At 59.6% G+C, this 24,606-nt stretch carries 22 protein-coding genes; 6 read left to right on the top strand and 16 right to left on the bottom strand.

What is annotated here, in order from left to right; all coding sequences use genetic code 11:
- Nucleotides 1–145: 145 nt before the first annotated feature.
- The 3 genes from KP004_RS09465 (at nucleotide 146) to KP004_RS09455 (ending at nucleotide 3,744) form a co-directional block, all read left to right on the top strand.
- Nucleotides 146–616, top strand: a complete 471-nt coding sequence (locus tag KP004_RS09465) for a DUF2844 domain-containing protein (RefSeq protein WP_239027012.1) — start codon at nucleotides 146–148, stop codon at nucleotides 614–616.
- Nucleotides 603–2,057, top strand: a complete 1,455-nt coding sequence (locus KP004_RS09460) for a DUF3443 family protein (RefSeq protein WP_216802067.1) — start codon at nucleotides 603–605, stop codon at nucleotides 2,055–2,057. The genes KP004_RS09465 and KP004_RS09460 overlap by 14 nt, the downstream gene beginning before the upstream one ends.
- A 301-nt stretch (nucleotides 2,058–2,358) precedes the next feature.
- Nucleotides 2,359–3,744, top strand: a complete 1,386-nt coding sequence (locus KP004_RS09455; protein WP_239027011.1) for a S10 family peptidase — start codon at nucleotides 2,359–2,361, stop codon at nucleotides 3,742–3,744.
- Between the two features lie 6 nt (nucleotides 3,745–3,750).
- Here KP004_RS09455 and KP004_RS09450 read toward each other — a convergent pair whose 3' ends face one another.
- Both KP004_RS09450 and KP004_RS09445 read right to left on the bottom strand, forming a co-directional pair.
- Nucleotides 3,751–4,509 carry a DNA/RNA non-specific endonuclease gene (locus tag KP004_RS09450; RefSeq protein ID WP_216802065.1) on the bottom strand — a complete coding sequence of 253 codons (759 nt, stop codon included), beginning with the start codon at nucleotides 4,507–4,509 and terminating at the stop codon, nucleotides 3,751–3,753.
- An 89-nt stretch (nucleotides 4,510–4,598) separates the two neighbouring features.
- Nucleotides 4,599–4,793 carry a hypothetical protein gene (locus KP004_RS09445; protein WP_216802064.1) on the bottom strand — a complete coding sequence of 65 codons (195 nt, stop codon included), beginning with the start codon at nucleotides 4,791–4,793 and terminating at the stop codon, nucleotides 4,599–4,601.
- A 307-nt stretch (nucleotides 4,794–5,100) separates the two neighbouring features.
- Between KP004_RS09445 and KP004_RS09440 the strand changes: the two genes are divergently transcribed.
- The gene (locus KP004_RS09440; protein WP_216802063.1) at nucleotides 5,101–5,937 is read left to right on the top strand and encodes a YdhW C-terminal domain-containing protein; all 837 of its coding nucleotides are present in this window, start codon (nucleotides 5,101–5,103) and stop codon (nucleotides 5,935–5,937) included.
- Here KP004_RS09440 and KP004_RS09435 read toward each other — a convergent pair.
- The 5 genes from KP004_RS09435 to KP004_RS09415 all read right to left on the bottom strand — a co-directional run bounded on the left by KP004_RS09435 (nucleotide 5,870) and on the right by KP004_RS09415 (nucleotide 11,958).
- Nucleotides 5,870–7,873, bottom strand: a complete 2,004-nt coding sequence (locus KP004_RS09435; protein ID WP_216802062.1) for a (Fe-S)-binding protein — start codon at nucleotides 7,871–7,873, stop codon at nucleotides 5,870–5,872. The two genes, KP004_RS09440 and KP004_RS09435, sit on opposite strands and share 68 nt — an antisense overlap.
- Before the next feature lie 139 nt (nucleotides 7,874–8,012).
- On the bottom strand, nucleotides 8,013–9,326 hold the full coding sequence (locus KP004_RS09430; protein ID WP_216802061.1) for an electron transfer flavoprotein subunit alpha: 1,314 nt from the start codon (nucleotides 9,324–9,326) through the stop codon (nucleotides 8,013–8,015).
- A gap of 68 nt (nucleotides 9,327–9,394) precedes the next feature.
- Nucleotides 9,395–10,207, bottom strand: coding sequence for an electron transfer flavoprotein subunit beta/FixA family protein (locus KP004_RS09425; RefSeq protein WP_216802060.1), 813 nt, complete (start codon nucleotides 10,205–10,207; stop codon nucleotides 9,395–9,397).
- A gap of 87 nt (nucleotides 10,208–10,294) precedes the next feature.
- Nucleotides 10,295–11,098, bottom strand: coding sequence for a GNAT family N-acetyltransferase (locus tag KP004_RS09420; RefSeq protein ID WP_216802059.1), 804 nt, complete (start codon nucleotides 11,096–11,098; stop codon nucleotides 10,295–10,297).
- Between the two features lie 2 nt (nucleotides 11,099–11,100).
- Nucleotides 11,101–11,958 (bottom strand): radical SAM protein, encoded by an 858-nt coding sequence (locus tag KP004_RS09415; protein ID WP_216802058.1) that lies wholly within the window; start codon nucleotides 11,956–11,958, stop codon nucleotides 11,101–11,103.
- A gap of 536 nt (nucleotides 11,959–12,494) precedes the next feature.
- On the opposite strand from KP004_RS09415, the gene draG reads away from it, so the two are divergent.
- Entirely contained in the window at nucleotides 12,495–13,400 is a 906-nt protein-coding gene (gene draG, locus KP004_RS09410) for an ADP-ribosyl-[dinitrogen reductase] hydrolase (RefSeq protein ID WP_216802057.1), read from the top strand.
- A 202-nt stretch (nucleotides 13,401–13,602) separates the two neighbouring features.
- Nucleotides 13,603–13,827, top strand: coding sequence for a hypothetical protein (locus KP004_RS09405; RefSeq protein WP_216802056.1), 225 nt, complete (start codon nucleotides 13,603–13,605; stop codon nucleotides 13,825–13,827).
- A gap of 132 nt (nucleotides 13,828–13,959) precedes the next feature.
- Here the strand turns inward: KP004_RS09405 and KP004_RS09400 are convergent, their stop codons facing one another.
- The 9 genes from KP004_RS09400 to nifV form a co-directional block, all read right to left on the bottom strand.
- The gene (locus KP004_RS09400) at nucleotides 13,960–14,751 is read right to left on the bottom strand and encodes an NAD(+)--dinitrogen-reductase ADP-D-ribosyltransferase (RefSeq protein ID WP_216802055.1); all 792 of its coding nucleotides are present in this window, start codon (nucleotides 14,749–14,751) and stop codon (nucleotides 13,960–13,962) included.
- Between the two features lie 63 nt (nucleotides 14,752–14,814).
- Nucleotides 14,815–15,144 carry a NifB/NifX family molybdenum-iron cluster-binding protein gene (locus KP004_RS09395; RefSeq protein ID WP_216802054.1) on the bottom strand — a complete coding sequence of 110 codons (330 nt, stop codon included), beginning with the start codon at nucleotides 15,142–15,144 and terminating at the stop codon, nucleotides 14,815–14,817.
- A 54-nt stretch (nucleotides 15,145–15,198) separates the two neighbouring features.
- Nucleotides 15,199–15,462, bottom strand: a complete 264-nt coding sequence (fdxB, locus tag KP004_RS09390; RefSeq protein WP_216802053.1) for a ferredoxin III, nif-specific — start codon at nucleotides 15,460–15,462, stop codon at nucleotides 15,199–15,201.
- A 196-nt stretch (nucleotides 15,463–15,658) separates the two neighbouring features.
- The gene (gene nifX, locus KP004_RS09385; protein ID WP_216802052.1) at nucleotides 15,659–16,048 is read right to left on the bottom strand and encodes a nitrogen fixation protein NifX; all 390 of its coding nucleotides are present in this window, start codon (nucleotides 16,046–16,048) and stop codon (nucleotides 15,659–15,661) included.
- Between the two features lie 46 nt (nucleotides 16,049–16,094).
- Nucleotides 16,095–18,851 (bottom strand): bifunctional nitrogenase iron-molybdenum cofactor biosynthesis protein NifEN, encoded by a 2,757-nt coding sequence (locus KP004_RS09380; protein WP_216802051.1) that lies wholly within the window; start codon nucleotides 18,849–18,851, stop codon nucleotides 16,095–16,097.
- A gap of 137 nt (nucleotides 18,852–18,988) precedes the next feature.
- Nucleotides 18,989–20,458 carry a nitrogenase molybdenum-iron protein subunit beta gene (nifK, locus tag KP004_RS09375; RefSeq protein WP_216802050.1) on the bottom strand — a complete coding sequence of 490 codons (1,470 nt, stop codon included), beginning with the start codon at nucleotides 20,456–20,458 and terminating at the stop codon, nucleotides 18,989–18,991.
- 55 nt (nucleotides 20,459–20,513) lie between these two features.
- Nucleotides 20,514–21,959: a nitrogenase molybdenum-iron protein alpha chain gene (gene nifD, locus KP004_RS09370; protein ID WP_216802049.1), complete on the bottom strand. Its 1,446-nt coding sequence runs from the start codon at nucleotides 21,957–21,959 to the stop codon at nucleotides 20,514–20,516.
- Between the two features lie 50 nt (nucleotides 21,960–22,009).
- Nucleotides 22,010–22,879 (bottom strand): nitrogenase iron protein, encoded by an 870-nt coding sequence (gene nifH / locus KP004_RS09365; protein WP_216802048.1) that lies wholly within the window; start codon nucleotides 22,877–22,879, stop codon nucleotides 22,010–22,012.
- A 411-nt stretch (nucleotides 22,880–23,290) separates the two neighbouring features.
- Nucleotides 23,291–24,433 (bottom strand): homocitrate synthase, encoded by a 1,143-nt coding sequence (gene nifV, locus KP004_RS09360; protein ID WP_216802047.1) that lies wholly within the window; start codon nucleotides 24,431–24,433, stop codon nucleotides 23,291–23,293.
- Nucleotides 24,434–24,606 lie beyond the last annotated feature (173 nt).

The raw sequence follows: 24,606 nt of genomic DNA, 5'->3' as shown, positions 1-24,606 counted from the left end.
GGCGGCGTATTCTTTTGCCTGCCTCCGCCCACCTTGTTCCGGTTGTCGATAAAAATTAACGTTTGCTAAGACAAGAAAAGAATTGTTGGTAGAATGTCACCTTGTTTCTTGGACACCCAAATTCCGAGCGGTACAGGGGACAACGATGATGCTACCAATCTGCCGTATCTCGCTTTGCATGGCGCTGGTCATCTCTTTGAGCTATGACCTGGCGCACGCGACCCTGGGCGAACCGGCCCAGACCATTGTCCGGGACACCAACGCCTTTTCCGGCAAGTTCCTGAAATCGACCAACACCGCCAGGTATCGCGTCGAGTCGATCGCATCAGGAATTACGGCCACCACGGTGCGGGAATACGTCAATCCTTCCGGCGTGGTCTTCGCGGTAGCCTGGAACGGGCTGGTGCACCCCGATTTACAGGTGCTGCTCGGCAACTATCACGACGACTACCGCAAGGCGCTTGCCGGCACACCGCGTCAGCCGGGGCGCCGAGGTCTCAAATTGACCACGCGGCGGCTGGTGGTGGAAACCTGGGGACATATGCGCAACCTGCAAGGGCGGGCCTACCTTTCCGAACTCCTGCCCGAAGGAGTGAGCCTCGATGAGATCCGTTAAGCTGCTGGTCGTCACGATCATGGTAGCGGTGCTGGTCGCCCTGTCCGGGTGCGGCGGTGGCGGCAAAAAAGGCCCTACCCTCACCTCGATATCGGTCGCTCCGGTCAATTCGACCTTAGCCGTCGGCACCACCGGGCAGTTCACCGCAACCGGAACCTATTCCGACAACAGTACCCGGGACATCACCGGCCTGGTTTCCTGGACCTCCTCAGCTGCCGGGGTGGTGACCATAAGTAACGCGACCGGGACCAAGGGGGTGGCCACCGCGGTCTCGGTGGGGATAACGACCGTGACCGCCACGCTGGGCGCCGTTGCCGGATCGACCAACCTGACCACGACGTCGACATCGTCCCCTGCCGCCAACGTGATGCCGATGTCGGTCAACGGCTCCCTCTGTTCCGGGGGAAGCTACCTCAACAAGGCCTGCGTCAGCGTCACCATCTGCAACCCCGACCTTTCCGTCTGCCAGACGGTGAACGACATCCTCCTGGACACCGGCAGTTACGGCTTGCGGGTCTTCCAGCAGGCGATCCCGAACCTGACCCTGCCGCCTGTTGCCAGCGGTGCAGGTTCGCTGACCGGATGCGTTCAGTTCGCCGACGGCAGCTCCCTTTGGGGGCCGATCAGGACGGCCATGGTCAAACTGGGCAACGAACCGTACGTCTCCGTACCGATCCAGGTGATCAACTCCAGCTTCGGCTCGCTTCCCAATACCTGTTCCAACGCAGACCCCACCCCGGTCTCCTCAGGTTTCGCCGGTATCCTCGGGATCGGTGTCCTCAAGGAGGATTGCGGGCTCGGCTGCACCATTACTGCCGACAACGGTGTGTATTACAGCTGCAACGGCACTACCTGTGTCGGCGCCTCGGTCCCGCTGGCTGACCAGGTGCAGAACCCGGTTGCTGCGTTGCCGACAGATCACAACGGCTTGATCGTGAGCCTGCCGGCAGTGCCCGTGGGGGGCGTGCCGTCGGTGGAAGGATCGGTGATTCTCGGGATCGGTACCAGCACCAACAACATCCTTTCGGGGCCGGTGGTGCTCAGGACCGACTCGGCCGGGGATTTCACCACCGTCTTCAACGGCGTTCCCACCAACGGGTTCGTCGATACCGGCTCCAACGGCCTGTTCTTCCCCAACGCCGATCCCAGCGTGCTCCCGGTGTGTCCCGCGCCCAATACCGATTGGTACTGCCCCCCGGTTACCAGGTCATTGCTGGCGACCAACGTCGGCCTAGGCGGCACACCAAGGTCCACGGTCAGTTTCCAGGTCTCCAATTTCAACACCCTCGTGAGCAGCTCCAACCGGGTCTTCAGCGACATCGGCGGACCGTCCGGCTTCGGGTTCGACTGGGGGCTCCCCTTCTTCATGGGACGCAGCGTAGCCTTCGGTATCGAAGGTGAAAGCTCCGGGCTCGGCACCGGTCCCTACGTCGCTTACTAACAGAACTGCGACACGGCATCGCCAAAGCACCTTGCGCACCACGCAGGGTGCTTTTTTTATTTGCCCTCCTCAATAATTGACCTCGCTTACACCATCGGATAGTATCCAATGTCATATCTTGTTCTTTCATCCAGGAGGGTGTCCCTTGTATAAGCCATTGTTGATCGTTCCGGCATTGCTCCTTGCCTTAGCCCACCCACCTGCGTCTGCCGCGCCTCCAGTACCAGAGAGCAAGCCGCAAAGCGTGGAGCAGCAGGAGAAGCAGGAGAAGCAGACAAAGCTACCGACAACGTCGCGAGCCGTGGTAACCGATCACAAGGCGCAGATCGGCGGCAAGGAGATTTCATATCAGGCCTGCGCCGGCACACTGCCGGTGCTCACCGACACCGGTGAGACCGAAGCCGACATCTTCTACGTCTCCTACCGCGTTGTGCAACCCGCTTCGCCCAAAACCCGCCCCGTGCTCTTCGTCTTCAACGGCGGTCCCGGTGCCGCCTCCGTCTGGCTGCACCTCGGGGCACTGGGACCCAGGCGCGTGCAGATGCTCCCCGACGGCAGCATGCCGGCACCTCCTTTCCACCTGGTCGACAACGCATCGAGTTTGCTCGACGTCGCCGATCTTGTCTTCGTGGACCCCGTCGGCACCGGATACAGCCGTGCCGCCAAGCCCGACCTCACCAAGAAATTCGCGGCCGTCCAAGGCGACATCGACTCGCTGGATCGTTTCGTCAGGCTCTACCTTACCCGCAACGGGCTCTGGGACGCCCCCGTCTTCCTGGTCGGCGAAAGCTACGGCACTTTCCGGTCGGCAGGGCTGGCTGAGCACCTGGTCGAGCACGGTGTGGCGCTGAACGGACTGATCCTCGTTTCCAGCATCCTCAACCTGCAGACCGTGTCCTTCGATTACGGTAACGACCTTCCCTACCAGCTTTTCCTGCCGAGTTACACGGCGACCGCCTGGTACCATGGCAAACTCGCACCGGAGTTGCAGGCCGACCTGGACCGGACCTTGGCCCAGGCTGAACAGTGGGCGGCATCCGACTATCTCTGGGCGCTCAACAAGGGTGATCGACTGACCGCGACGGAGCGAAAGTCCGTTGCCGAAAAGTTGGCGGGATTCACCGGGCTCAGTGTCGAGCTGGTACAGAACAGGAACTTGCGGGTTGATAACCGTGATTTCGCCAGGGAGTTGCTGCGCGGCGAGGGGCGCATGGTGGGCTTGATGGACAGCAGGTTCAACGCGGAAAATGCGGAGCCCGGTAGACAGCTGGGGTTCGATGCTACCGTTGCCAACATCCGTCCCCCCTTCACCAGCACCGTCAACGCTTATCTGCGGGAGGAACTGGGCTACCAGTCGGATCTTGAGTATTACGTGCTGGGAGGCGGCACCGGCCGCTGGGATTGGGAGGCCAAGAACAGCTATGCCGATACCGGGGAAAACCTGCGTAACGCCATGGTCAAGAACCCCTATCTGAAGGTCATGGTCGCCTCGGGGCTGTTCGACCTGGCCACGCCGCATTTCGCCACCGACTATACCCTGGCACACCTCGGCCTGGCTGCGGGGCTGCGCCGAAACATCTCCGTCAAACGGTACCGCTCCGGCCACATGATGTACTTGGAGGGGGATGCGCTGGTTCAGCTCAAGAGGGACGCGGCGGAGTTTATCGGGACGACTCTCAAGCGTTAGTTCAACTTATTGCCAGAGTGCAGGCGGAACCGGTGTCTCGATCCGGTCCTGCTCGTCCTTGGGGAGTGTCGAAAAGAAATCAAGGCCGGTCTGCCGTTCCACCTCGCGCACCGGCACCAGGTACTTCGGCATGTCATCGCTCTCCAGCGCCTGGTTCGGCATGATCAGCGCGAGCGCCTCGTGCCGGGCCGGATCGAGGATCACCTTGTACAGTGCGGCCGGCACCGCCACCTGGTTGCGCCCGATGGTTTTCACCGCGCCCTTGGGATAGATCGGGCCGCTGTAGATGAAGAGTTCCCCCCGTTTCTCCACCCATTTGCGCACCTTCCCCTCGAGCTCGGCCCAGATGCCGCGGTTCATCCCCTCGCCCGCCTGCGGCACCATGTTGGAGAGGTAGAAGCTCTCCGACATCGCCTGCTCGTCCCACGCCATGTCCGCCGCCGGTGCCATGTGACCGCGATCATAGCCCGATCCCCGGTAGTCGGAAAGCTCCGCGCGCTGCCCCTTGGGAAGCTCGGCATCGGGGCGGAAGTTGTTGGCCCGCTTAAGCTTTGCCTGCAGCCGCTCCCTGGTCATCCTCTCGACGACCCAAAGCGGCGTCTTCTTTTGCGAATCATGGCTTAGCAGGAAACCCTTACGGCACAGCAGATCACCGCTTTGCCCCGGAACGCCATAGGTGGCGAACTCCCGGCAGTCCTCGATCGGGCCGGCCAATGCCGGGGTGGCCGATACAAGGATGAAGAAGACGAATGTGAGGAGATGCATGGATACCACCGGAAAAACCCGCACGGAGGCGGTTGATTTCGCGGCAGTTTAGCAGGAGGAAGCGGGCTGGCGCAACAGTGTTGGCTATGTCAGTAAAGATCCCGCTCGGTCTCAACATCGTTGAGGTTCAACTTTCTGTTTATCTCACGCACATAATGCGGTTCGTCGGTGCTGCAGTTCTCGGCTTTGAACTCGAGGAGCAGTCTCAACAGGTAGCAGAACAGCCCCACCCCAAGGCAAGGCAACACGCCCCCCAACACGAGCATAAACCCTGAATATTCCATGCCGACCTCCTTGGTCAGAATGTCCAGACTTTAGAGGGTACAAATATATATTAGGCGAGATTAATGTCAAGAGTGGTGTAGCGTTAATGTTGGGAATATCGATGGCGTATAAACCTAAGGAGACAGGCAATTGCGGAGGTGGTGAAAAAAAATACAGGGTACTGTTTACACGGTGCGAATGTCGTTTATTATAATGGCGATGAATATGTTTTAATGCTCACCGTGCGAGGTACCACTGACAATGCATCAGGGATTCCACTCCGACCACAGCCAAAGAGCCGCAGCTGAGACCTTCCATTTGACCGGCATGACCGAGCAGATCACAGAGGTCAAGACAAAGCTGATTCACAATGTCAGGCGCAACTCGAAAAGGTACGGAGCGTTGACCTCATCCCGCATCGTGACCGTCCTCGCCAAAGGATTGCCGGGTGACCTCCAACATGGAGTACTTGAGGCGATCTCAACGGGTGCCATCGCCAGTGACATACGCACCCTGGTAACCCCTTCCGGACAGCTTTTCCTCTACTCCCAGGATTACATGAGCAGCGAAGATGCGGCCGCCAAGGCGAAGCTGGAGGAAGTGAAGTACGCCATGGCCGAAAAAATCCGCAGGGACTCCCGGGTGATCACGGCCCTGACGCCGCTCAACGCCATGTTCGCGCTTCTCCCGGACATCAAGCCGGTAAAAATCTGTTCGCTTCTCAACGAGATGCAGACCCAGGTGCAGTACAGGGACATCAAGACGGTCTCCGCCTTCAGCGGCGAGCTCTACCTCTACTGCAACGCGCACATCACGGAGAAATATGCGGCACTGCTGGTTCGTTCCGCCGTCTCCGACGCCTGCAGCACCATCGTGGGCACGGTGCGGGAAGAATCCCGCGTCTATCCCAGGCCGACCAGGGTGAGCCTTTTCACCAGCCAGGTTTACGGCATCCCTGCAGCGACTCTGCATCCCTGCATCGTACGGGTGCTCAACTCCCCGGAGTACGCGGACATCAGGAAGCTGGTGCATCCTGAGACCGACGCTGAATACCTCTACTCGACCCTCCACATGAACGAGGAACAGGCCTACTCCCTTATGAAATGGATGGAGGAAAAGGGACCGGTTGCAGGGAGAGCGCTACCACTTCCGCGATGTCCTTGACCTGGGTGGTGTTCCCGGCCACTTCCTTGATGCCGTCCTCGAACATGGTCATGCAGAAGGGACAGCTGACGCAGATGGTTTCCGGTTGCTGCGCCAGTGCCTCCTGAACCCGGTTGCGGTTGATGGGGGTCCCTTCGTGCTCCTCGAGCCACATGCGCCCTCCCCCCGCGCCGCAGCAGAAGGCGTTCGCCCGGTTGCGCCCCATTTCCAGTACCTCATGCCCCGTAGCTGTCCTAAGCACGTCGCGAGGCGCCTGGTAGACATCATTGTGCCTGCCGAGGTAGCAGGAGTCATGGAACACCACCCTGCCAAGCTCGGCCTTCCCTTCGGGGATCAGCTTTTCTTCCTGAAAAAGCCGCTCGATCAGCTCGCTATGGTGCAACACTTCCAGTTCCAGTCCGTACTGGCGGTAGTCGTTCTTCAGCGTCGTGAAGCAGTGTGGGCACTGGGTGATCACCTTGGTCACCCCCTTTGCTATGAACTGCCGGACGGTCTCCTTCGCCATCTGGTCGAACAGGTACTCGTTACCCAGCCGCCGCACGCTATCCCCGCAGCACTTCTCTTCCTTGCCCAAGACACCGTAGGAGACCCCTGCCGCATCGAGCACCCGGGTCAGCGCCACCGAGACCTGCTTGTTGCGTGCATCGAAGGCACCGGAGCAGCCGATGAAGAGCAGGTACTCCGTCTCCCCCGCCACAAACGGGCGCAGGTCCAGCTGTGAGCTCCACTTGCTCCGCTCCGACGGGGCCATGCCCCACGGATTGGAACGCTGCTCCATGTTCTCGAAGAGGCTGAGCAGCTCCTCGGGGAAGCTCGCTTCCATCTGCACCAGGTGCCGGCGCATCTTGACGATCTTGGGGAGGTGTTCGATGAAGACCGGGCAGGCCTCCATGCAGGCGCCGCACGAGGTGCAGCTCCAGAGCGCCGCCTCCTTGGTACTTCCCGCTTTGGCCTTGCCGATGAGAGAGATGCAGCGTTCCGCCTCGCTGTCGCCGGAGAGTTTTTCGATGACAGCGCCGTTTTGCAGCAGGTTCTCCTTGATGGCGTGGATGACGCTGCGAGGATTGAGCGCCTTGCCGGTGCTCGACGCCGGGCAGGACTGCTGGCATCTGCCGCACTCGGTACAGGAAAAGGAATCTAGCAGATCCTTCCAGGTCAGCCGTTCGACCGTTGCGGCCCCGAAGCTGTTTCCTTCCAGGAACTCCTCACGCTCCTGCGTATTGCACTTCTCCATACTGCGCAGAAAGATATTGGGTATGGCGGTAAGTATGTGCATGTGTTTGCTGTAGGGGAGAAAGTTCATGAATCCAAGAAGAACCACGGCATGGAGCCACCAGAAGACGCTGCCGGCCTGTTCCAGGGCGCCGGCGGCAGGAGTGGCCATGATCAGGCGTGCGACAAGATCCGACACCGGGGTGGTGTTCGTTGCGGGCACTATCCCCTGAGCGATGCGCACGCCGTTCAGTCCGAAGTAGGCGAGCATCAGAGTCGCGATCATGGTCAGGATGAGGTAGGCCTCGAAGGTGCGGGCGCCCTCAAAGGGCGGGTTCACCGTGCGGCGCACCGCAGCTATGGTTACCGCTACCAGCGTTGCCATAGAACAGACGTCGAACAGGAGCAGCAGCGCACCGTGTAGGGGGGGCGGGAGCAAAGCGAAAGAGACTGTCGGGAAGATTCCCGAGACCAGGAACTCCAGGTTGGCCAGGGCCAGCACCAGGAATGCCCAGAAGATGATGCCGTGGTTCAGGCCGAAGGGGCGGCTGACCACCCTCTTCTGGCCGATCGCGTAGACCAGCATCTCACGTAGACGGTCCAGGGGGCGGTCAAAGCGGTACTCGTTCCGGCCGACAGCAACCAGCGCCAGTCTGCGGTAACAGCTGAAGGCAAAAGCCGAGAAAGACAGGCTTAGGATTACAAAAAATAGTGTGTGTTCCATAGGTGCTCCATAAAGTCTTGACTAAAAGCAGTTACGCAAAGAACACGAAGCATGCGCAAAGAACGCCAGACACCTTACAAGATTATTCTTTGTCCCTCAGCGGACACTCGGCGTCCTTTGCGTAACTGCTTTAAGGTTTTCAGGCAGCTGTCCTTTGCTTCATCTCCCTTACCCGGGCGGTGAGCGCCGGCACCACCTGGAACAGGTCCCCAACGATGCCAAAGGTTGCCACCTCGAAAATGGGCGCCTCGGGATCGCGATTGATGGCAACGATGACGTCGGAATCCTGCATCCCTACCAGGTGCTGAATCGCGCCGGAGATGCCGCAGGCGATGTAGATCTTGGGACGTACTGTCTTTCCCGTCTGACCTACCTGCCGGTCCTGGGGCAGCCACCCGGCATCCACGGCGCTGCGCGACCCGCCGACCACGCCGCCCAGTTCCTCGGCCAACTCCTCCAACATGGCGAAGTTCTCCTTGGCCATCAGCCCGCGGCCGCCGGAGACGATGAACTCCGCCCCGGCCACGTCGACCTTGTCCTTGGCGCCCTTCTCGGTGATCACCTCCAGTACGCGTGTGAAGATGGACGACTCGGAGATGGGACAGCTTTCGTGGATGACAGAGCCGGTTCTGCCGTTTGTCTGCTGCGGCATCGGCATCACGTGCGGGCGCACCGTCGCCATCTGCGGCCGGAACCGGTCACACATGATGGTCGCCATGATGTTGCCGCCGAAGGCCGGACGGGTCTGCATGAGGTTTCCTTTCGCGTCGATGCCAAGGCCCGTGCAGTCCGCGGTGAGCCCGGTCTTTACGCGGGTCGCGACGGCCCCGGCCAAGTCCCGCCCCATGCCTGTTGCCCCCATCAGCACCACTTCGGGCTTGTGTTTATCGATCAGGTGGCACATGGCTGCCAGAAACGGTTCGGTTCGGTACTGGCGGAAAACCGGGTCGTTGACCAGGTATGCCTGGTCCGCCCCGTAGCTGAAGGCGAGGTCGGCAAGGTGCTCCACGCCGGAGCCGATCACCACCGCCGAAAGAGGCACCCCGAGCTGGTCGGCAAGCTCGCGACCTACCCCGGTCAATTCCCAGGAAACCTTGGCCGCCTCGCCTTCGTTCTGCTCGATGAAGACCCAGACCCCCTTGTAGGCCGCGATTCTGCGGCGCCGCTCCAGTTCTTCCTCGTCCACATCTTCGCCGCCGTGCTTTTCGAAACTGGCGATGATGGCGAGCTCTTCCGGCGTGTAGAACATCTCCAGCGCGCCTGCCGGGCAGGCCTTGACGCACTTCACGCAGCCGATGCACTTTGCCGCCTCGATGATCGGCTCACCCTGCTCACTCATCTCCACGCCGTTTACGGGGCAGACGCTTTGGCATCGTGCGCCGCAGGCGATGCACTTGCCGGAAATCACTCGCGCCTTGCCGCGCGGTTTCTTTTGTTTTACAGGTTCAGTCATGGGGCACCTGCTTTTGGGGAATATCGTCGGACAGGTCCGACGTGTCAGACTGGGCGGACAAGAATCGCTTAAACCGCCAACATGTCACCGTCGATCAGCCGGTCGAGCAGCAGGTTGGCCGCTCCCACGGGGTCGGTCATGCCGTCGCCGATGATCTCGCCTTCCTGGCGTTCCGGGGAGAAAATGCGGCTCACCCATGTCGGTGATCCTTTCAGCCCCACGCTGTTCACGTCCAGCTGCAACTGTTCGTTGCTCCAGCATTCGACCTGGGCCTTGGCGGAGGAAAGCCGCATGGGGACGGTCGGGTAGCGCGGCCGGTTCAGTTCACGCACTACGGTGATCATGGCAGGCAGCCGCGCTTCGACGACCTCGTAACGCCCCTCCAACTTGCGGCGCACCACGATGGTTTTCTGTACCATGTCGATCTTTTCGATCCGGTCCACCAGGGTCAGCTGGGAGTACCCCAAGCGAACGGCAATACCGGGGCCGACCTGTGCGGTGTCGCCGTCTATGGTCTGCTTGCCGCAAAAAACAATGCCCACCTCTTCCTGTTCGCCCAACTTTCGGATGGCGGCAGCGATCACGTTGCTGGTTGAGAGCGTGTCGGCGCCGCCAAAGACGCGGTCGGAAAGGAGAATGCTCCGATCGGCACCCAACGCCAACGCCTTCCTGAGCGTGGCCTCGGCATTGGGCGGTCCCATAGACAGGGCCACCGCCTTGAAACCATGGCTGTCCTTAAGACGCAGACTCTCTTCCAGAGCGTGACTGTCATACGGATTGATGATGAACGGTATGCCGTCCCTGATGAGAGTGTTGGTTACCGGATCGATCTGTACCTGCGTCGTGTCCGGAACCTGCTTGATGCAGGCGACGACTAACATGCGCCCCTCCTTGTCAGCTTTCTATGCAAACCATACTTACCGACTTATGCATTTGCTGGGTTACTGTTTTACCGACTTATCTTGTAATCAACCCATGCTACCCATGCTTGCCAGTGCAAACACATTGTGCGGCGAGTAGTTAGGCTTGGCGCCAAGGTACATAAGGGTGTTGCTGCCCCTGATTGAAAAGCCTTTGCGAGTCAGCAATACCGCAGCTGCGAGGTTGCCTGCCGGGACGTCGAGAAACACGGCTGGTCCCGCCGCGGCCACGGCCACTTCTAGCAACGGCTCAGCATGCTCCTCGTGAAGTGCACCCCAAGGGCCGAGCTGTGTCCCCTGCTCCCAATGCTGGATGCAGACGAATGAATTGTTGCCGCAGATGATCTGTCCACGGTTGCCGGTTACGGCCAACAGCGCATCGCGGCGGTCTCCCCAACCGACGCGATCCACGTGCCGGATCATCTCGGGATCGCAAGGATTCAAGGGAGACCAGCCGAGGGTTCCTCCCCCCTCCCCCACCCAGCGGTTGATGCTGTCTATAGCGATGAAGCCCAGTTTCCTGTAGAGATCCACCCCTTTGGCAGAGGCGGTCAGCCAAACGGTTTCGACGCCGGCGTCGAGTAACGCCTGTAACGCTCCCTGCATCAGTTCCGTCCCGATGCCGCCCCTGCGCGCGTCGGGTGCCACCAGGAGGTTCCCAATCCAGCCGCTTTTGTCGTGGCGCAGCGAGGTGATGTAGCCCAGCGCCCGGCTCTCGACGCGCTTGACCAGACATCCCTGCGGGAAGGCGTTCAACAGGAACTCCATCTCCCATTTCCCGCAGATCCATCCCTCCGTCGTTGCCAGCGTGAGAAACGGATCGATATCGGAGCTTAGAAACGGGCCAGGCATGATCAGCCCGCCGTTGTCACTGCCAGTTGCAGATTCTCGCCGATAAGTCCTACAGCGTCGGCGCGGCACTGCTTGCAGTGCTTGAACTGCCCGATGGTCTTCTCGTTGTCCCGGCGCAGCTCGTCCAGGCGCTCAGCGGAAGGCGGCTGAATGTGAGCGAAATCCGCCTGCGGGATCAGCGGCATGATGTTCATCACGAATGCACCGAGTTCTTTGACTTTCTGGGAGATGAGCGGGATCTGCCCGTCGTTGACCCCCGGGATCAGGACCGTGTTTATCTTGATGGTCATGCCCAGCTCCGCGGCCTGGCGGATTCCTTCGAGCTGGTTGCGCACCAGGATCTCTCCGGCCTCCTTCCCGCTGTAGGTCGTGCCATGGTAGTGCACATAGGAGTAGATCCTTCCGCCGATTTCCGGGTCCAGCGTGTTGAGGGTGACGGTGAGGCTGTGCAATCCAAGCGCCTTCAGGACCGGCATCTTGTCGGGCAGAAGGAGACCGTTGGTGCTCATGCACTTGATCAGGTCGGGGAACTCGCGGTCCACCAGGCGGAAGGTCTCGAACGTCTCCTCGTTGAACAGAGGATCGCCGGGTCCCGCGATGCCGATGACCTTGATGATGGGGCCGGTCACCGGGCTAGCCATCACCTCGCGCACCCGTACGATCGCCTCCTCGGGCGAAAGCAGGCGGCTGGTCACGCCGGGGCGGGACTCGTTGGCACAATCGTGGCGCCTGGTGCAGTACCCGCACTTGATGTTGCACTTGGGGGCCACAGCCAGGTGCATCCTTCCGTTTTTGTGGTGGTTGCCGCCGAAGCAGGGATGTCCCTGAATCTTCTTCATCTTTTCGCACGAGGTTGCCATGTCATCCTCCTTGATTCTTTCAGGCGGTCCTGAAAACGAAAATGCCCGGTCGGATATCTCTATCCGCCGGGCATCGTTGCCGTCACTGTCAGATACAACGTTGTACCTTTGACCTCTTATGAGCATTTAGCGTGCCAGCTTCCGGCTCCGGTTCCGTCTACAATTTCTCCCTCTCATCAGAAACCGACGAAGCATAAGCCAAGTGAGCCGAAAACGAATCGCCGGTAACCCTTGCAGAAAGAGCACGTTACCCGGAATCGCCCCAGGACATCGGAGCTTCTGTCTTGCCGGCCGAATTCCTTGTGCGGATGGTGTATGCCAGTACGTTCCGGTGCTCTTGTTTTCAATTTTTCTTGCTGTTGTTCTGCTTACGAATGCCACCATCAGACTAAATTTTGTGCATTGCTGATGGCGCTGTGGTAGCAAGCTCCTCTTTTCCCGCTATGCGGATAGCGATGAAACCTGCGCCTGGACTTGTTCTCTCCGCTGGTGCCGGCTGTGGGTGCCGGCGGATTGGTTATTGCAGAGTTTCGGCCATGAGCGGCCATTTCTTACATAGCGATGTCATCAGCCGCGCTCGGGGTGCCTTCATCGGGCTTGCGGTCGGCGACGCGCTTGGGGCTCCCGTTGAGTTCATGACGCGTGGGGAGATAAAGGACAAATACGGAGTCCTGAAAGAGATGGTGGGAGGCGGTTGGCTCCGATTGAAGCCAGGACAGGTGACCGACGATACCGAGATGTCTCTTTGCCTTGCGCGGGCCATCGTAAAGGAAGGAGGATGGAACCTGCAGGCGGCAGCCGATAATCTTGCTGGCTGGCTCAAGTCCAAGCCCATCGATGTCGGTGACACCTGCCGGCGCGGCATCAGGAATTACATGCTGCGCGGTATCCTGGAAACTCCTCCCAACGAGTGGGATGGCGGCAACGGTGCGGCTATGCGGACACTGCCCGTCGCCCTCTGCACCGTCGGCAATGATCTTTTACTGGACCGTCTCACCCTCGAGCAGGCCCATCTTACCCACAACCACCCCTACTCCGATTCCGCCTCCATATACCTGGGTCGGCTGTTGCACCTGGCGCTTACGGGGCGCTCCATGCTGCAACTGCGCAGGGAGGCGGACCAACTCATTTCCCTGCATCCCTCCTTTGCTTTTGATCCATACAAGGGGTTGGCTACAGGCTACGTGGTGGACACCATGCAGACAGTCTTCCACTGTTTCTTCCGGTCGCGCTCTTTCGAAGGTTGCGTCATCGACACCGTCAACCAGGGGGGGGACGCCGACACGACCGGCGCCGTAGCAGGCGCCCTCGCCGGAGCTTATTATGGAGAAGAGGGAATTCCGTCCAGATGGAGGAAGAAACTGGCAAAGGATTTGGTCGCCGAGATATCAGACCTGGCCGAGCAGTTGATGCGGCTGTCGCCGCTTGTGCAGAGGTTGTAGCCGGCGGTGAGATGTCGATCGCAGTTGACAACTTGTTGAACCCGATGGATAACTTATTGGTCGCGGCCGATAAGTCGTTGATCCCGATTGATAAGCCGTGAACCGCGATTGATAAGACGTAAACCAGGATTTATTAGCCGTAAACCATGATTTATTAGCCGTAAACCAGGATTTATTAGCCGTAAACCGGGATTTATAAGACGTGAACCAGGATTTATTAGACGTGAACCCGGACTTATTAGACGTGAACCCGGATTTATTAGACGTGAACCCGGATTTATTAGACGTGAACCCGGATTTATTAGACGTGAACCACGATTTATTAGACGTGAACCACGATTTATTAGACGTGAACCACGATTTATTAGACGTGAACCACGATTTATTAGACGTGAACCACGATTTATTAGACGTGAACCGCGATTGATAAGCCGTGAACCGGGATTTATAAGACGTGAACCGCGGTTGACAAGTTGTGGACCCGGCAACTGATGAGTTGTTGATCGCAAATCATGAGTTCTCGATCGCAAGTGATAAATTTTCAAGCATTGAGCTTCAACTAAACAGTGCACATCAGCCGCTTGACGCGGTACTCGCCGCCGATCACGAGGCATTCCCCCTCCCCCTTCAATATCGAGTTGGGAAGCAATTCGCTGTAGAAGAATACCTTAGCCAGGGGGACCTGCACCTGCCACACGATGAAGCCGAACTCCCAGGCGCGTTCCTCGTCCGTCGTGAAGGAGTTGAGGTTGTTGAGGCGGACGATCTCTTCACGCTTTGATAGGGGCTCGAGAACATCGTACTCGGAGCGGTCAAATGTGCCGCGGTACAGGGTGAGGTGCCGGCGGTCCGGATATCTCTTGGCAAGCTCGTACTGCGAGTACTCGTAGAGCAGGTCGAGTTGGGAATTGATCGCGGAAGTGCGCGCGCTCCCCTTGGTGCGGTCCACGGCGTACTGCAGGTAATTCTCATCGTGTATTCCTGCGATGCGCACGTTGTGGAAAGTCGGAGCCAGCCCCATCCTGCTCTCCACCCATCCTTTCAGAACCGCGCCCTCCACGGAGTTGGAGTCCATCATCCATCCCCTGAGGAAACGCAGGTAGCTGTTTTTCAGGCTCTTGCGTGCTGTCGCCGTCTCCTGCTGCCACTGGTGCAACTGGAATTTCACCGACATGTAGTCGTTGAAGACAGCAGCACGCTCCTCATGTGACGTGATGCCGTCCAGTTTGTCGAACAGGAAGCGATTCACTGCGCGCACCCCCTGGATTTCCAAGGGCTGCGGGTTGTCGTTGAAATGACGGGAGGCGATGACCCACGGGGGAAGGTTGCAGTGGTTGAATGAATTCTCCATTGAATCACCAACTGAGAGACTAAGGCAGGTTGAGGTTAAGGTTGAGGATGAGAAAGAACGCTTTTACAGCACTCGCGCTAGATCCCTCAGGATAGGTTCTATTTCGCCTTCCACGACGTACGGTTCCACGCCCAGGCGCTCGAGTTCCATCTTGGGAGCCTCGCCTATCATGGAGCAGACCACCGCACGGCATCCCTTGAGTGCGTCCGCGGTGTCCTTGAGCGTGTGGGCGCGTAACGGATGCTCCGGATCGAAGCGGCAGTATTTCTCGACAGGACGCTCTTCCAAAAAGGTAACGCCATCGTCCTCCACCTGGTAAATGAGGAAGCGCTCGACGTGGCCGAAGTGCTGGTTTATCTCCTTCCCATCCCTGGATGCAACGGCGAATAACATGTTTCACCTCCGTGAAAGTCCCCCCTCCCGTCAAGGGAGGGGGGGAAACGTTTCTTACGCCTCTACCGGCGCAAAGCTGAAGCACTTCTTGGAGCAGGTCCTGCCGCAGGCCCCGCAGCCGATACAGTTGCCGGGATTCTCCACTTTCATGAACATCTTCGCCGAATCGTCCTCGTCCAGTTCCTCGAAGCTCAGCACGTCGTGTGCGCAGACCTTGTAACAGCGGCCACAGCCGATGCAGGTCTCGTCGTCGATGGCGACGATGAATTCGGGGGTCCATTCTTTTTTGCTCTTGGTCAAACCGGTGATGTAAGCCATGATAATTCTCCTTTTGTAAGTCAGTTATCAGCTGATAGTTAATGCATCGAATTAATGTTAAGCGGAGTCTCTCGGTCTTGTTCCCTCCCCCGGAGGGGGAGGGTTAGGGAGGGGGAAGCAGTCCGCGCAACACTGCTTCCCCCCCTCCAACCTCCCCCCTCCGGGGGGAGGCTAGTCCTCGTCCAGGGGGAGGGGGCTAGTCTTCGTCCAGAAATGATCCCGCCTGGTCCTTGTTCATCGCCTTGCGCAGCCAGGGCGGCGGGTTTCCCCTCAGTACCTCCTGCATCTTCTCGATCGACTCTTTGAGCCCCACCTCGACGTTGGTCTTCATGGGGTGGATCCGTTTGGCCACGAGTTTCGCAGCCGCCGGACCGCCGATCTGCATGGTATAGACGATGGCGCAGTCCGAGAGGAGGTTGGCGCGGGCGGCGATACGGTCCTCCTCGTCGCTGCCGTGCTCACTCACGGAGACGGTCTGGACGTAGTGTGCCTCTTCCGGCCCCACCTCCCAGATGTGGAAGGACTCCGCCTGACCGAAATGCATGTCGATGGTTTCGCCCGTGCTGGTAGTAAAAGCGATCTTCATAGCGAGTCTCCTTAAAAGCCAGGTTGAGGTTGAGATTTAACCTGCTTTAGTTGTGCGCCAGCTTCTGTGCTTCCTTGGCGTTGGCCTGGAAGATGTTGGCCAGTTCGAAAATCAGGTTCAGCGTTCCCTGATAGCCTACCCACATCTTGTGGTGCGCCCCGAGTCGGTCGAACACCGGCATGCCTGTCCTCAGGTGCGCGCCGATCCCAAGCTTCTTGGCCGCCTGGCGACCGTTGGAGTTGGCCACCAGCAGGTCCGCTCCCGCAGCCGCCTGCTCCAGGTCCTCGAGATCCCCTACGAAGAGGTGTTCTACCGGCAACTGGTCTAGTCCCCGGGTCCTGGTGGCCGCTATGGCGACCTGGATCTCGCAGCCGAGACCGTTGAGGAAGCTGGTCATTCCTTTCAGGTGATCGGCCTCCAGGGCGAGCGCGATCTTTTTTTGGCCGAACTGGTAGTGGCTGTCGACCATGGCGTCCATGAGGCGGTTTCTCCAGCGTCGGAACCTATCCGGAACCGGCCTCCCCGCAATCGCAGAGAGCGTGGTCATCAAATGATCAGACTCGACAAGGCCAGTGATCGAGGTGAAGCCGTAGCTCGGGATGCCGAACTTGTCTTTGAGAATGGTGGCGGCGTCAGTCAGCGAATCACCAAAGTACAGGGTGGCGACACTTCTTCCGGCAGATTTGATCCGCTCGATGCTGACCCCTCCGGTGGACAGAGCCGAAACTGTCGCATCGATATGGCCGTCCAGGGCATTGGAGATGTCGGGAATAACCACCGGATCAAGACTGAAAGCACGGCAGATCTCAGCAATTTCTTCGATCTCGGCGGGAGTTAGCTGGCAACCCGGCAAGATACTTACCTGTCCAGGTATTGAGACGCCTCCTTCCGGCACAGTTGCGACGATCGCTTCGACCGCGGCGGCATACCCTTCCTGCATCGACCCGCAATAATCAGGGGTGGAAGCATGGATCACAGGAATATCATCGTGCTCGGGGTGGGCTTCTCTAAACTGCACGATCGCGCTTCTCACGTCGTCGCCCATAGTTTCGGTCAACCCGGTGGTCATGACCCCGACTACGGCGGGCTTAAACTTCTCCATGACGCGGTTCAGGCCCATCTTCACGTTCTCCCAGCCGCCGAAGATGGCGGCATCCTCGCTCATGCTGGTCGAATTGAGCGCGATGGACTCCTTAAAGTGTCGGGAGAGTTGCAGCCGAATGAAGGTGGAACAGCCCTGGGCGCCGTGCAAGAGGCCCAGCATACCGTCGATGCCGAGATAGGCCAGCGTTGCGCCCAACGCCGGTGAGTTCTTCTGTGGGTTCACCGTTGCGTTTTTGGTGGGCACCTTCACCCGCGATCCTTTCATCTCGATGGCAGCAAACGCGGCTGCGTGCCCTGATGTTATAGCCAGATCCGCTTCCAGTGCAGCGGCATCCTTCTCCCAGGGGGCTTTGCCGTTGAGAGCGGGCCAGATAGGGTTGTTCACCGTCAAGTCAAGCTGCTTGGCGAAGGTAACCATGCCGGCGTATCCGGCATAGGGATGCGAGCGTCCGTGGTTGATATCCAGGAACGGGGTCTTGGTCTTCAATGCAAGGAACTTGGTCTTGCCGCCTGCAACGATCAGGTCGGGAAGCTTGTCGTACATGACGTTAAGGAGCCCGGCCGTACTGGTGTCGGAGATGATGGAGGCATCCTCGTGCATCAGCGCCTTCATCCGGTAGAAGTCCTCAAGGGTGGAGTTCTGGGTGCCGGCGGCGAGGATCTCGACCCCCAACTCGGCAAGCGCGTTGACCATGGACCAGGTCTTAACCCCGCCGGTAAAGAGCACCGCCCTCTTCCCTTCCAGTCGGGCGCGGTAGGGAGCAAGTTCCGCGCGGCAGGTGGCCTCGCACTCGGCGATCAGCTTTTCCACCCGGTCCTGCATCACCCTTTTCTCCAGGCCGTTCACCCGGTCGTCCAGCTCCCGTGCGATATCCCGCAGCGCTTTGGCCACGTCGGTCATGCCGTAGAAGGATTCCTCCAGATACGGGATGCCGTAGTTCTTCTGCATCTTCTTGGCGAGGTTGGTCAGGCTCTTGGAACAGACGATGACGTTCAGCTTGGCGCGGTGTGCGTAACGCAGGTCCTCGAACTTGGAATCGCCACTGATGCAGGAGAGAACGCGAATCCCCAGTCGATCGAAGAGCGGCAGCATGCCCCACAGGTCTCCGGCGATGTTGTATTCGCCGATCAGGTTGATGTCGTAGTCGGTGGTGTACTCGGGCTCGGCGGTCCCGATTACGTATTTGAAAAGGGTTTCGCCCGCAAGACGGTTGCCGATGTTCTTGTCGCCGATGAAGCCAGGCGTGTTGACCGGGATCACCGGGATGTTCACCTTGTCCCTGGCGGCATTGCAGACGGCCTCGATATCGTCGCCGGTCATGGAGGTAACGCAGGTGGCGTAGACGAAGATCGCTTTCGCCTCCGGATAGCGCGCCGCCAGTTCCTGGATGGCGCGATACAGCTTCTTCTCGCCGCCGAAGATCACGTCGTTTTGCAGCATCTCCGTAGTGAAGCCGCGGCGGTAGATCTGGGAATCCGAGGAGCGTGCCCCGCGGTTGTCCCAGGAATTGCCGGCACAGGCGATGGGGCCGTGCACCAGGTGGATGACGTCGGTGATGGGCATGAGGACCACGCGCGCACCGTCATAGGCGCAGCTTCGTTCCGTCCCCTCGCCCGGTTCGGATTTCTTGCAGAACTTGGGAGCCCCAGCGTCGTGTGTATCGCAGTCTGTCGTGTCGTACCAATCCGGCTTCGCCATTGGAGCCTCCTTTCTGGGGCTGAAACCGTTAGCCACGGAGAAGTTCTGAGAACATCGGAGAAAACCTAAAAGCCTTAACGTTAAGTCTTAGTCTTTTGCTTCTCTTAGATTTCCTCCGTGGCTAACGGTTTTGGGTTTTAACGCATCATCTCGAACTGACGGTCATCGCAGGTTTCGTCGGTGACGTCGATGAACTTGTTGCAGATGGTGGACATCATGTTCATGACGCCCTGGTAGCCGATCAGAGGCTCACGGTGCAGGTTCACCCGGTCGAAGATCGGGAAGCCGAAGCGGAACAGCGGCACCTTGGCATCGCGTGCGGCGAACTTGCCGTGGGTATCGCCGATGATGGCATCGACAGGCTCGGTCATCACCAGGCTCCTCAAATGCCAGAGGTCCTTGTTGATGTAGACCTTCCCTTCCTTGCCAAACGGAGAGGAATCGAGCAGTGCCTGCAGCTCTTTCTCGAGTTTCTTGGAGCCCTTGGAGCAGAGCACGTGGGTCGGTTTGGCGCCGACTTCGAGCAGGAAGGAGACCAGGCCGAGCAGGTAATCCGGGTCACCGTAGACGGCGAACTTCTTGCCGTGGATGTACTGGTGCGCGTCGGTCAGCAGGTCGACCGCATGGCCGCGCTCCTCCTTCAGCGAAGCCGGGATCGGCTTGCCGGTGAGCTCGGAGAGCTTCAGCAAGAATGCATCGGTCTTGGCGATGCCGAAAGGCATCGGGATGCTGGCATGCTTGCCGGAGTAGTTGTCCTTGATCCAGCCGTAGGTCTTGGCGGTGGAGTAAGTCCCCAAGGCAAGGGTGGCCTTGCCGTTGATCGAGTCGGCGGCGTCCTCCAGCTTGGTCCCACCGGGGTACGGACGGTAGGTGCCGTCGTTGGGGGAGTCGAAGACGTCGGAGATGTCGGCGAGCACGGTATAGGGAATACCGAAGGCCTCCAGAATACGCTTGTACTCCCTGATGTTACCGGTGTTGGCGTCGAAGCCGGGAAGCAGGTTCAGCTTGCCGGTGCAGCGCCCTTCCACTTTCTTGCCACTGGTCAAGGTCTGCAGTATGGAGAGCAGCATGGCGTCGTAGCCGTGGATGTGTGAGCCGTTGAAGCTCGGGGTGTTGGCGTACGGGATCGGAATGTCGTTGGGGACGAACCCTTTGAGGCGCGCGTTCTTGATGAACGCGGTCAGGTCGTCGCCTATGATCTCCGGCATGCAGGAGGTGAAGACGGAGATCATCTTCGGCTTGTAGAGCTTGTAGCAGTTCTCAAGCCCCTCGTGCAGGTTGTTCTGGCCGCCGAACACCGCGCCGTCCTCGGTCATGGCGTCGGAGACGGCCGGAGCCGGCTCACGGAAGTGACGGTTCAGGGTCGAGCGGTAGTAGGAAGCGCACCCCTGGGAGCCGTGCACGAAGGGAAGGCTTCCCTCGAAACCGTGGGCGGCGAGCTCGGCACCCAGCGGCTGGCAGGCGTGGGCCGGGTTGATCACCAGGGCCTGACGCGCGAAGTTCTTCTCCTTGTATTCCTCCGTATTGATCCAGGCCGCCACCCTCTTTATTTCGGATTCAGGTGTCTCGGTGACCGGCTTGACTTTAAGTCCGAGATTGTTTGCCATTGCATTTCTCCTTCGGCGGGAGACTCATCCGTCACACCGCCAGGTAAATATGAAGTTAGAACGGTGCCTTAACCAGGCTCCACGTCGGGCTGTTGACCGCCATGTCGATGTCGCGGGCGAAGATGGGGAACCCTTTGTAGCCGTGGTACGGGCCGGAGTAATCCCAGCTGTGCATCTGGCGGAACGGGATGGCCATCTTCTGGAACAGGTACTTCTCCTTGATCCCCGAACCGATCAGGTCCGGCTTCAGGATGTGGGCGAAGTGCTCCATCTCGATCTCGGAGGCGTCGTCGTAGACCACGGTGGCGTCCGGCATCTCGGGTGCGGTGCGGTCGTAGTCGTCGGTGTGGGCGAACTCGTAACCGGAACCGACGCAGGTCATGCCGAGGTCCTCGTAAGCGTTGATGGTGTGACGGGGACGCAGGCCGCCCACGTAGAGCATCACCTTCTTGCCGTCCAGGCGCGGCTTGTACTCTTCGATGATCGCCTGCATCTGGGGATCGTACTTGGCGATGACCGCCTCCACCTTGGCCTTGATGTTGTCATCGAAGAGCTCCGCAAGCTTCCTCAGGCTCTCCTTGATCTTGGTCGGGCCGAAGAAGTTGAGCTCGATCCAGGGGATGCCGTACTTCTCTTCCATGACCTTGCACATGTAGTTCATGGAGCGGTAGCAGTGGATCACGTTCAGCTTCACCTGGTGCGTGGCCGCGATGCGGTCCATCTCGCCGTCGCCGGTCCAGACCGCCTTGACGTTGAAACCGCACTCCTCGAGGAGCGGCTTGGTGGACCAGGCGTCGCCTCCGATGTTGTACTCGCCGATCAGTGCGATGTCGTAAGGCCCGATGGGATCAGGGAACTCGCGGGTCTCGATGATGTAGTCACGGATGGTGTCGTTGGAGATGTGGTGACCCAGCGACTGGGAAACACCGCGGAAACCCTCACAGTTGCAGGGGATGACCGGGATGTCCAGTTCCTTGGCGGCAACCTTCGCGACCTGGTTGATGTCGTCGCCGATCAGACCGACCGGGCATTCCGACAGGACCGAGATCCCCTTGGCGAGCGGAAAGAGGTCCTTTGCTTCCTGGAGCAAGGTGGCGAGCTTCTTGTCGCCGCCGTAGACGACGTCCTTCTCCTGGAAGTCGGAGGTGAACTGCATCGGGAAGCTGTCGACGCCGGTGATGCCGCTCATGAGGTTACGCCGGGTGCCCCAGGAGTACCATCCGCAGCCGACCGGGCCGTGCGATACGTGCACCATGTCGCGAATCGGGCCCCACACCACCCCTTTTGCGCCAGCGTAAGCGCAACCGCGGGCGCTCATCACGCCGGGGACGGTCTTTTTGTTGGATTTGACGCAGGCAGAACCGGATGCCTGGTCGTTGGGCGCGAGATGCGCGGCGCGCTTTTTCTTACCCTTCTCGGGATAGAGTTCCAGGACCTCGTCGATCATGGCCTGGGTCGACTCTTTCGTGATTCCTTCTACGGTCTTTATTTCAGTGGACATAAAATTTCCTCCGGCTCCGTGCTCGAGAGCACCGGGCCCTGGGTAGATGGTTACTTCGATGCCGCCTCTGCCACCCCGACGACCGACTCGTCGTCGGCTTCCATGATGCCGAACTCCATCAGCAGTTCCTCGAGTTCGTCCATGGTAAGCGGGGTCGGCACCACCAGCATTTTGTTCTCGGAGATCTTACGGGCCAGTTCGCGGTACTCATCGGCCTGCTTGTGCTCAGGCGAATATTCGATGACGGTCATCCTTCTGAGCTCGGCGCGCTGGACTTGGTTGTCGCGGGGGACGAAATGGATCATCTGGGTGCCGAGTTTCGCTGCGAGCGCCATGATCAGTTCGTCCTCGCGGTCGGTGTTACGCGAGTTGCAGATCAGGCCGCCGAGACGCACCTTGCCGGAGGAGGCGTACTTCAGGATGCCCTTGGCGATATTGTTGGCGGCGTACATGGCCATCATCTCGCCGGAACAGACGATGTAGATCTCCTCCGCCTTATTCTCGCGAATCGGCATGGCGAATCCGCCGCAGACGACGTCGCCCAGAACGTCGTAGAAGACGAAGTCGAGGTCGCTGGTGTAGGCACCGTTTTCTTCGAGGAAGTTGATGGCGGTGATGACCCCGCGGCCTGCGCAACCGACACCCGGCTCCGGGCCGCCGGATTCGACGCATTTGACGTCGCCGTAGCCGACCTTGAGTACGTCCTCGAGCTCGAGGTCCTCAACGGTGCCGAGCTCGCGGACGAGATCCATGACGGTGGACTGGGCTTTGGCGTGCAGGATAAGACGGGTCGAGTCAGCTTTGGGGTCGCAGCCGACGATCATGACCTTCTTGCCCAGGGATGCCAGGCCTGCCACAGTGTTCTGGGTGGTGGTGGATTTGCCGATGCCGCCTTTGCCGTAAATCGCGATCTGTCTCATGTTCCTTCTCCTTTTTGTGTGCCCCACTGCCGTCGCCGTCTACCGGTAACCGCTCGACCGACATCGTCAGCCACTCTGACGAACCCGCCGGTCTCGTCCGGCCACCTCAGATTCGAAGGCGGCGCGGGGCTCTTTTGGTTTTCGAGGCCAATTCCAATAAAAAAGGGCGCTCCGTATTGCTACGGTGGCGCCCTTGCCTTCCTGCTCTAGTTGGAATACCTCGGTGTATCCCTATTCGGTTTTGTCTTCTTTATTGCAGTTGCTGTGCCAATCCGTAACTTGCTGCTTTTGCGTTGATATATCGTTTACCGTTTTCTCAATCTTCATCCTGTCGAGCTTTCGAGCAAGGCAATTGCCTAACTATTGTGCACCGGCGTGAGGCTCGTCTGACCGTCCCCGGGCCGCGCAGCATTACGCGGCCAGCGAGACTGAGCGCGCCTGGTGCAGCTTGATCAGGTCTTTCGGCGCCAGCGGTCCCTTGATGCGCTGCGCAGTGCTGCGCACCAGTGCCATGAGCTCCTGCGCCTCGTCCCGCGAGACCGGAATGCCGATCTGGCGGTAGCTTTCCACGATCCCGTTGGTGCCGGAGTGTTTGCCGGCCACGATGTGCCTGGTGAGGCCCACCTCTTCCGGCGGAAACAGCTCGTAGTTGCGCGGATCCTTCAGCACCCCGTCGGCATGCAGGCCGGATTCGTGCGAAAAGACCTTTTCCCCGACTACCGCCTTCCAGGCCGGCACCTCGCGATTGGATGCGCGCCCGACCAGCTTGGATACGGCGCGAAAGCGCCTGGTGTCGATGCCCACGTCGATGCCGCAGGCGACCTTGAGGGCCATGACCACCTCTTCCAGGGCGGCGTTGCCGGCGCGCTCGCCAAGGCCGTTGACCGTGGTGCTGATGTAGCGTGCACCGCCCCTGACTCCGGCAAGGGCGTTTGCGGTGGCGAGGCCCAGGTCGTTGTGGGTATGCACCTCGATCTCAAGTTCCGGAACCGCCGCGCTCAGGCGCGCCACCTTCTCGTACATGGCAAACGGGTCGAGGATGCCGAGCGTATCGCAGAAGCGGAAGCGGTCGGCGCCGTTGTCACGGGCGGTCCGCATCAACTCGATGAGGAAGTCGCCGTCGGCACGGCTGGCATCTTCGCCGCCGACGCAGACGTACAGCCCCTTCCCTTTGGCAAACCCCAGCGCGCGTTTGAGCTGTTCCTGCACCCACTCTCTGCTCTTGTTGATCTTGTGCTCTATCATGATGTCCGAGACGCTCAGCGAGATGTCCACGGCCTCAATGCCGCAGGCGATGCTCGCCTCGATGTCGGTCACCAGGGCGCGGTTCCAGGTGATGAGCCGGGCCGACAGTCCCAGGTCGACCAGGGCCCGAATCGACTCGCGCTCCTCCTCACCCATCGCTGGGATTCCACATTCGAGCTCGTGCACCCCCATGGCGTCGAGGTGCCTTGCGATGGCGATCTTCTCTCGAGCGCTGAAGACAACGCCGGCGGTCTGCTCGCCGTCGCGCAACGTGGTATCGCCGATGAAGACTCTTGTTTGCTCACCCATGTCGCCTCCCTCCGAAGCGCAAGCTCCGTTTTTCAAAGCGTGGTGGGCGCCGTTGCCCTCGACCTGCCGTCAGGCATTGAGCTGGTAGAGCAGAAGCTGTGCCACCGGCAAACTCCAAGACGGTATACGCAAATCTCAGTCGACGCAACTCACCGGAATTACGTCGCAAAACA

It is taken from the genome of Geomonas oryzisoli (assembly GCF_018986915.1).
In the GTDB taxonomy this organism is placed as follows: Bacteria; Desulfobacterota; Desulfuromonadia; order Geobacterales; family Geobacteraceae; genus Geomonas; species Geomonas oryzisoli.
This window is presented reverse-complemented; position numbering and strand designations above follow the sequence as displayed.

Coding starts and splice junctions, on each gene's coding strand:
- KP004_RS09465 (WP_239027012.1), top strand. CDS start 146: ATGATGCTACCAATCTGCCGTATCTCGCTTTGCATGGCGCTGGTCATC.
- KP004_RS09460 (WP_216802067.1), top strand. CDS start 603: ATGAGATCCGTTAAGCTGCTGGTCGTCACGATCATGGTAGCGGTGCTG.
- KP004_RS09450 (WP_216802065.1), bottom strand. CDS start 4,509: ATGCATCTCCTCACATTCGTCTTCTTCATCCTTGTATCGGCCACCCCG.
- KP004_RS09445 (WP_216802064.1), bottom strand. CDS start 4,793: ATGGAATATTCAGGGTTTATGCTCGTGTTGGGGGGCGTGTTGCCTTGC.
- KP004_RS09440 (WP_216802063.1), top strand. CDS start 5,101: ATGACCGAGCAGATCACAGAGGTCAAGACAAAGCTGATTCACAATGTC.
- KP004_RS09435 (WP_216802062.1), bottom strand. CDS start 7,873: ATGGAACACACACTATTTTTTGTAATCCTAAGCCTGTCTTTCTCGGCT.
- KP004_RS09430 (WP_216802061.1), bottom strand. CDS start 9,326: ATGACTGAACCTGTAAAACAAAAGAAACCGCGCGGCAAGGCGCGAGTG.
- KP004_RS09425 (WP_216802060.1), bottom strand. CDS start 10,207: ATGTTAGTCGTCGCCTGCATCAAGCAGGTTCCGGACACGACGCAGGTA.
- KP004_RS09420 (WP_216802059.1), bottom strand. CDS start 11,098: ATGCCTGGCCCGTTTCTAAGCTCCGATATCGATCCGTTTCTCACGCTG.
- KP004_RS09415 (WP_216802058.1), bottom strand. CDS start 11,958: ATGGCAACCTCGTGCGAAAAGATGAAGAAGATTCAGGGACATCCCTGC.
- draG (WP_216802057.1), top strand. CDS start 12,495: ATGAGCGGCCATTTCTTACATAGCGATGTCATCAGCCGCGCTCGGGGT.
- KP004_RS09400 (WP_216802055.1), bottom strand. CDS start 14,751: ATGGAGAATTCATTCAACCACTGCAACCTTCCCCCGTGGGTCATCGCC.
- KP004_RS09395 (WP_216802054.1), bottom strand. CDS start 15,144: ATGTTATTCGCCGTTGCATCCAGGGATGGGAAGGAGATAAACCAGCAC.
- fdxB (WP_216802053.1), bottom strand. CDS start 15,462: ATGGCTTACATCACCGGTTTGACCAAGAGCAAAAAAGAATGGACCCCC.
- nifX (WP_216802052.1), bottom strand. CDS start 16,048: ATGAAGATCGCTTTTACTACCAGCACGGGCGAAACCATCGACATGCAT.
- KP004_RS09380 (WP_216802051.1), bottom strand. CDS start 18,851: ATGGCGAAGCCGGATTGGTACGACACGACAGACTGCGATACACACGAC.
- nifK (WP_216802050.1), bottom strand. CDS start 20,458: ATGGCAAACAATCTCGGACTTAAAGTCAAGCCGGTCACCGAGACACCT.
- nifD (WP_216802049.1), bottom strand. CDS start 21,959: ATGTCCACTGAAATAAAGACCGTAGAAGGAATCACGAAAGAGTCGACC.
- nifH (WP_216802048.1), bottom strand. CDS start 22,879: ATGAGACAGATCGCGATTTACGGCAAAGGCGGCATCGGCAAATCCACC.
- nifV (WP_216802047.1), bottom strand. CDS start 24,433: ATGGGTGAGCAAACAAGAGTCTTCATCGGCGATACCACGTTGCGCGAC.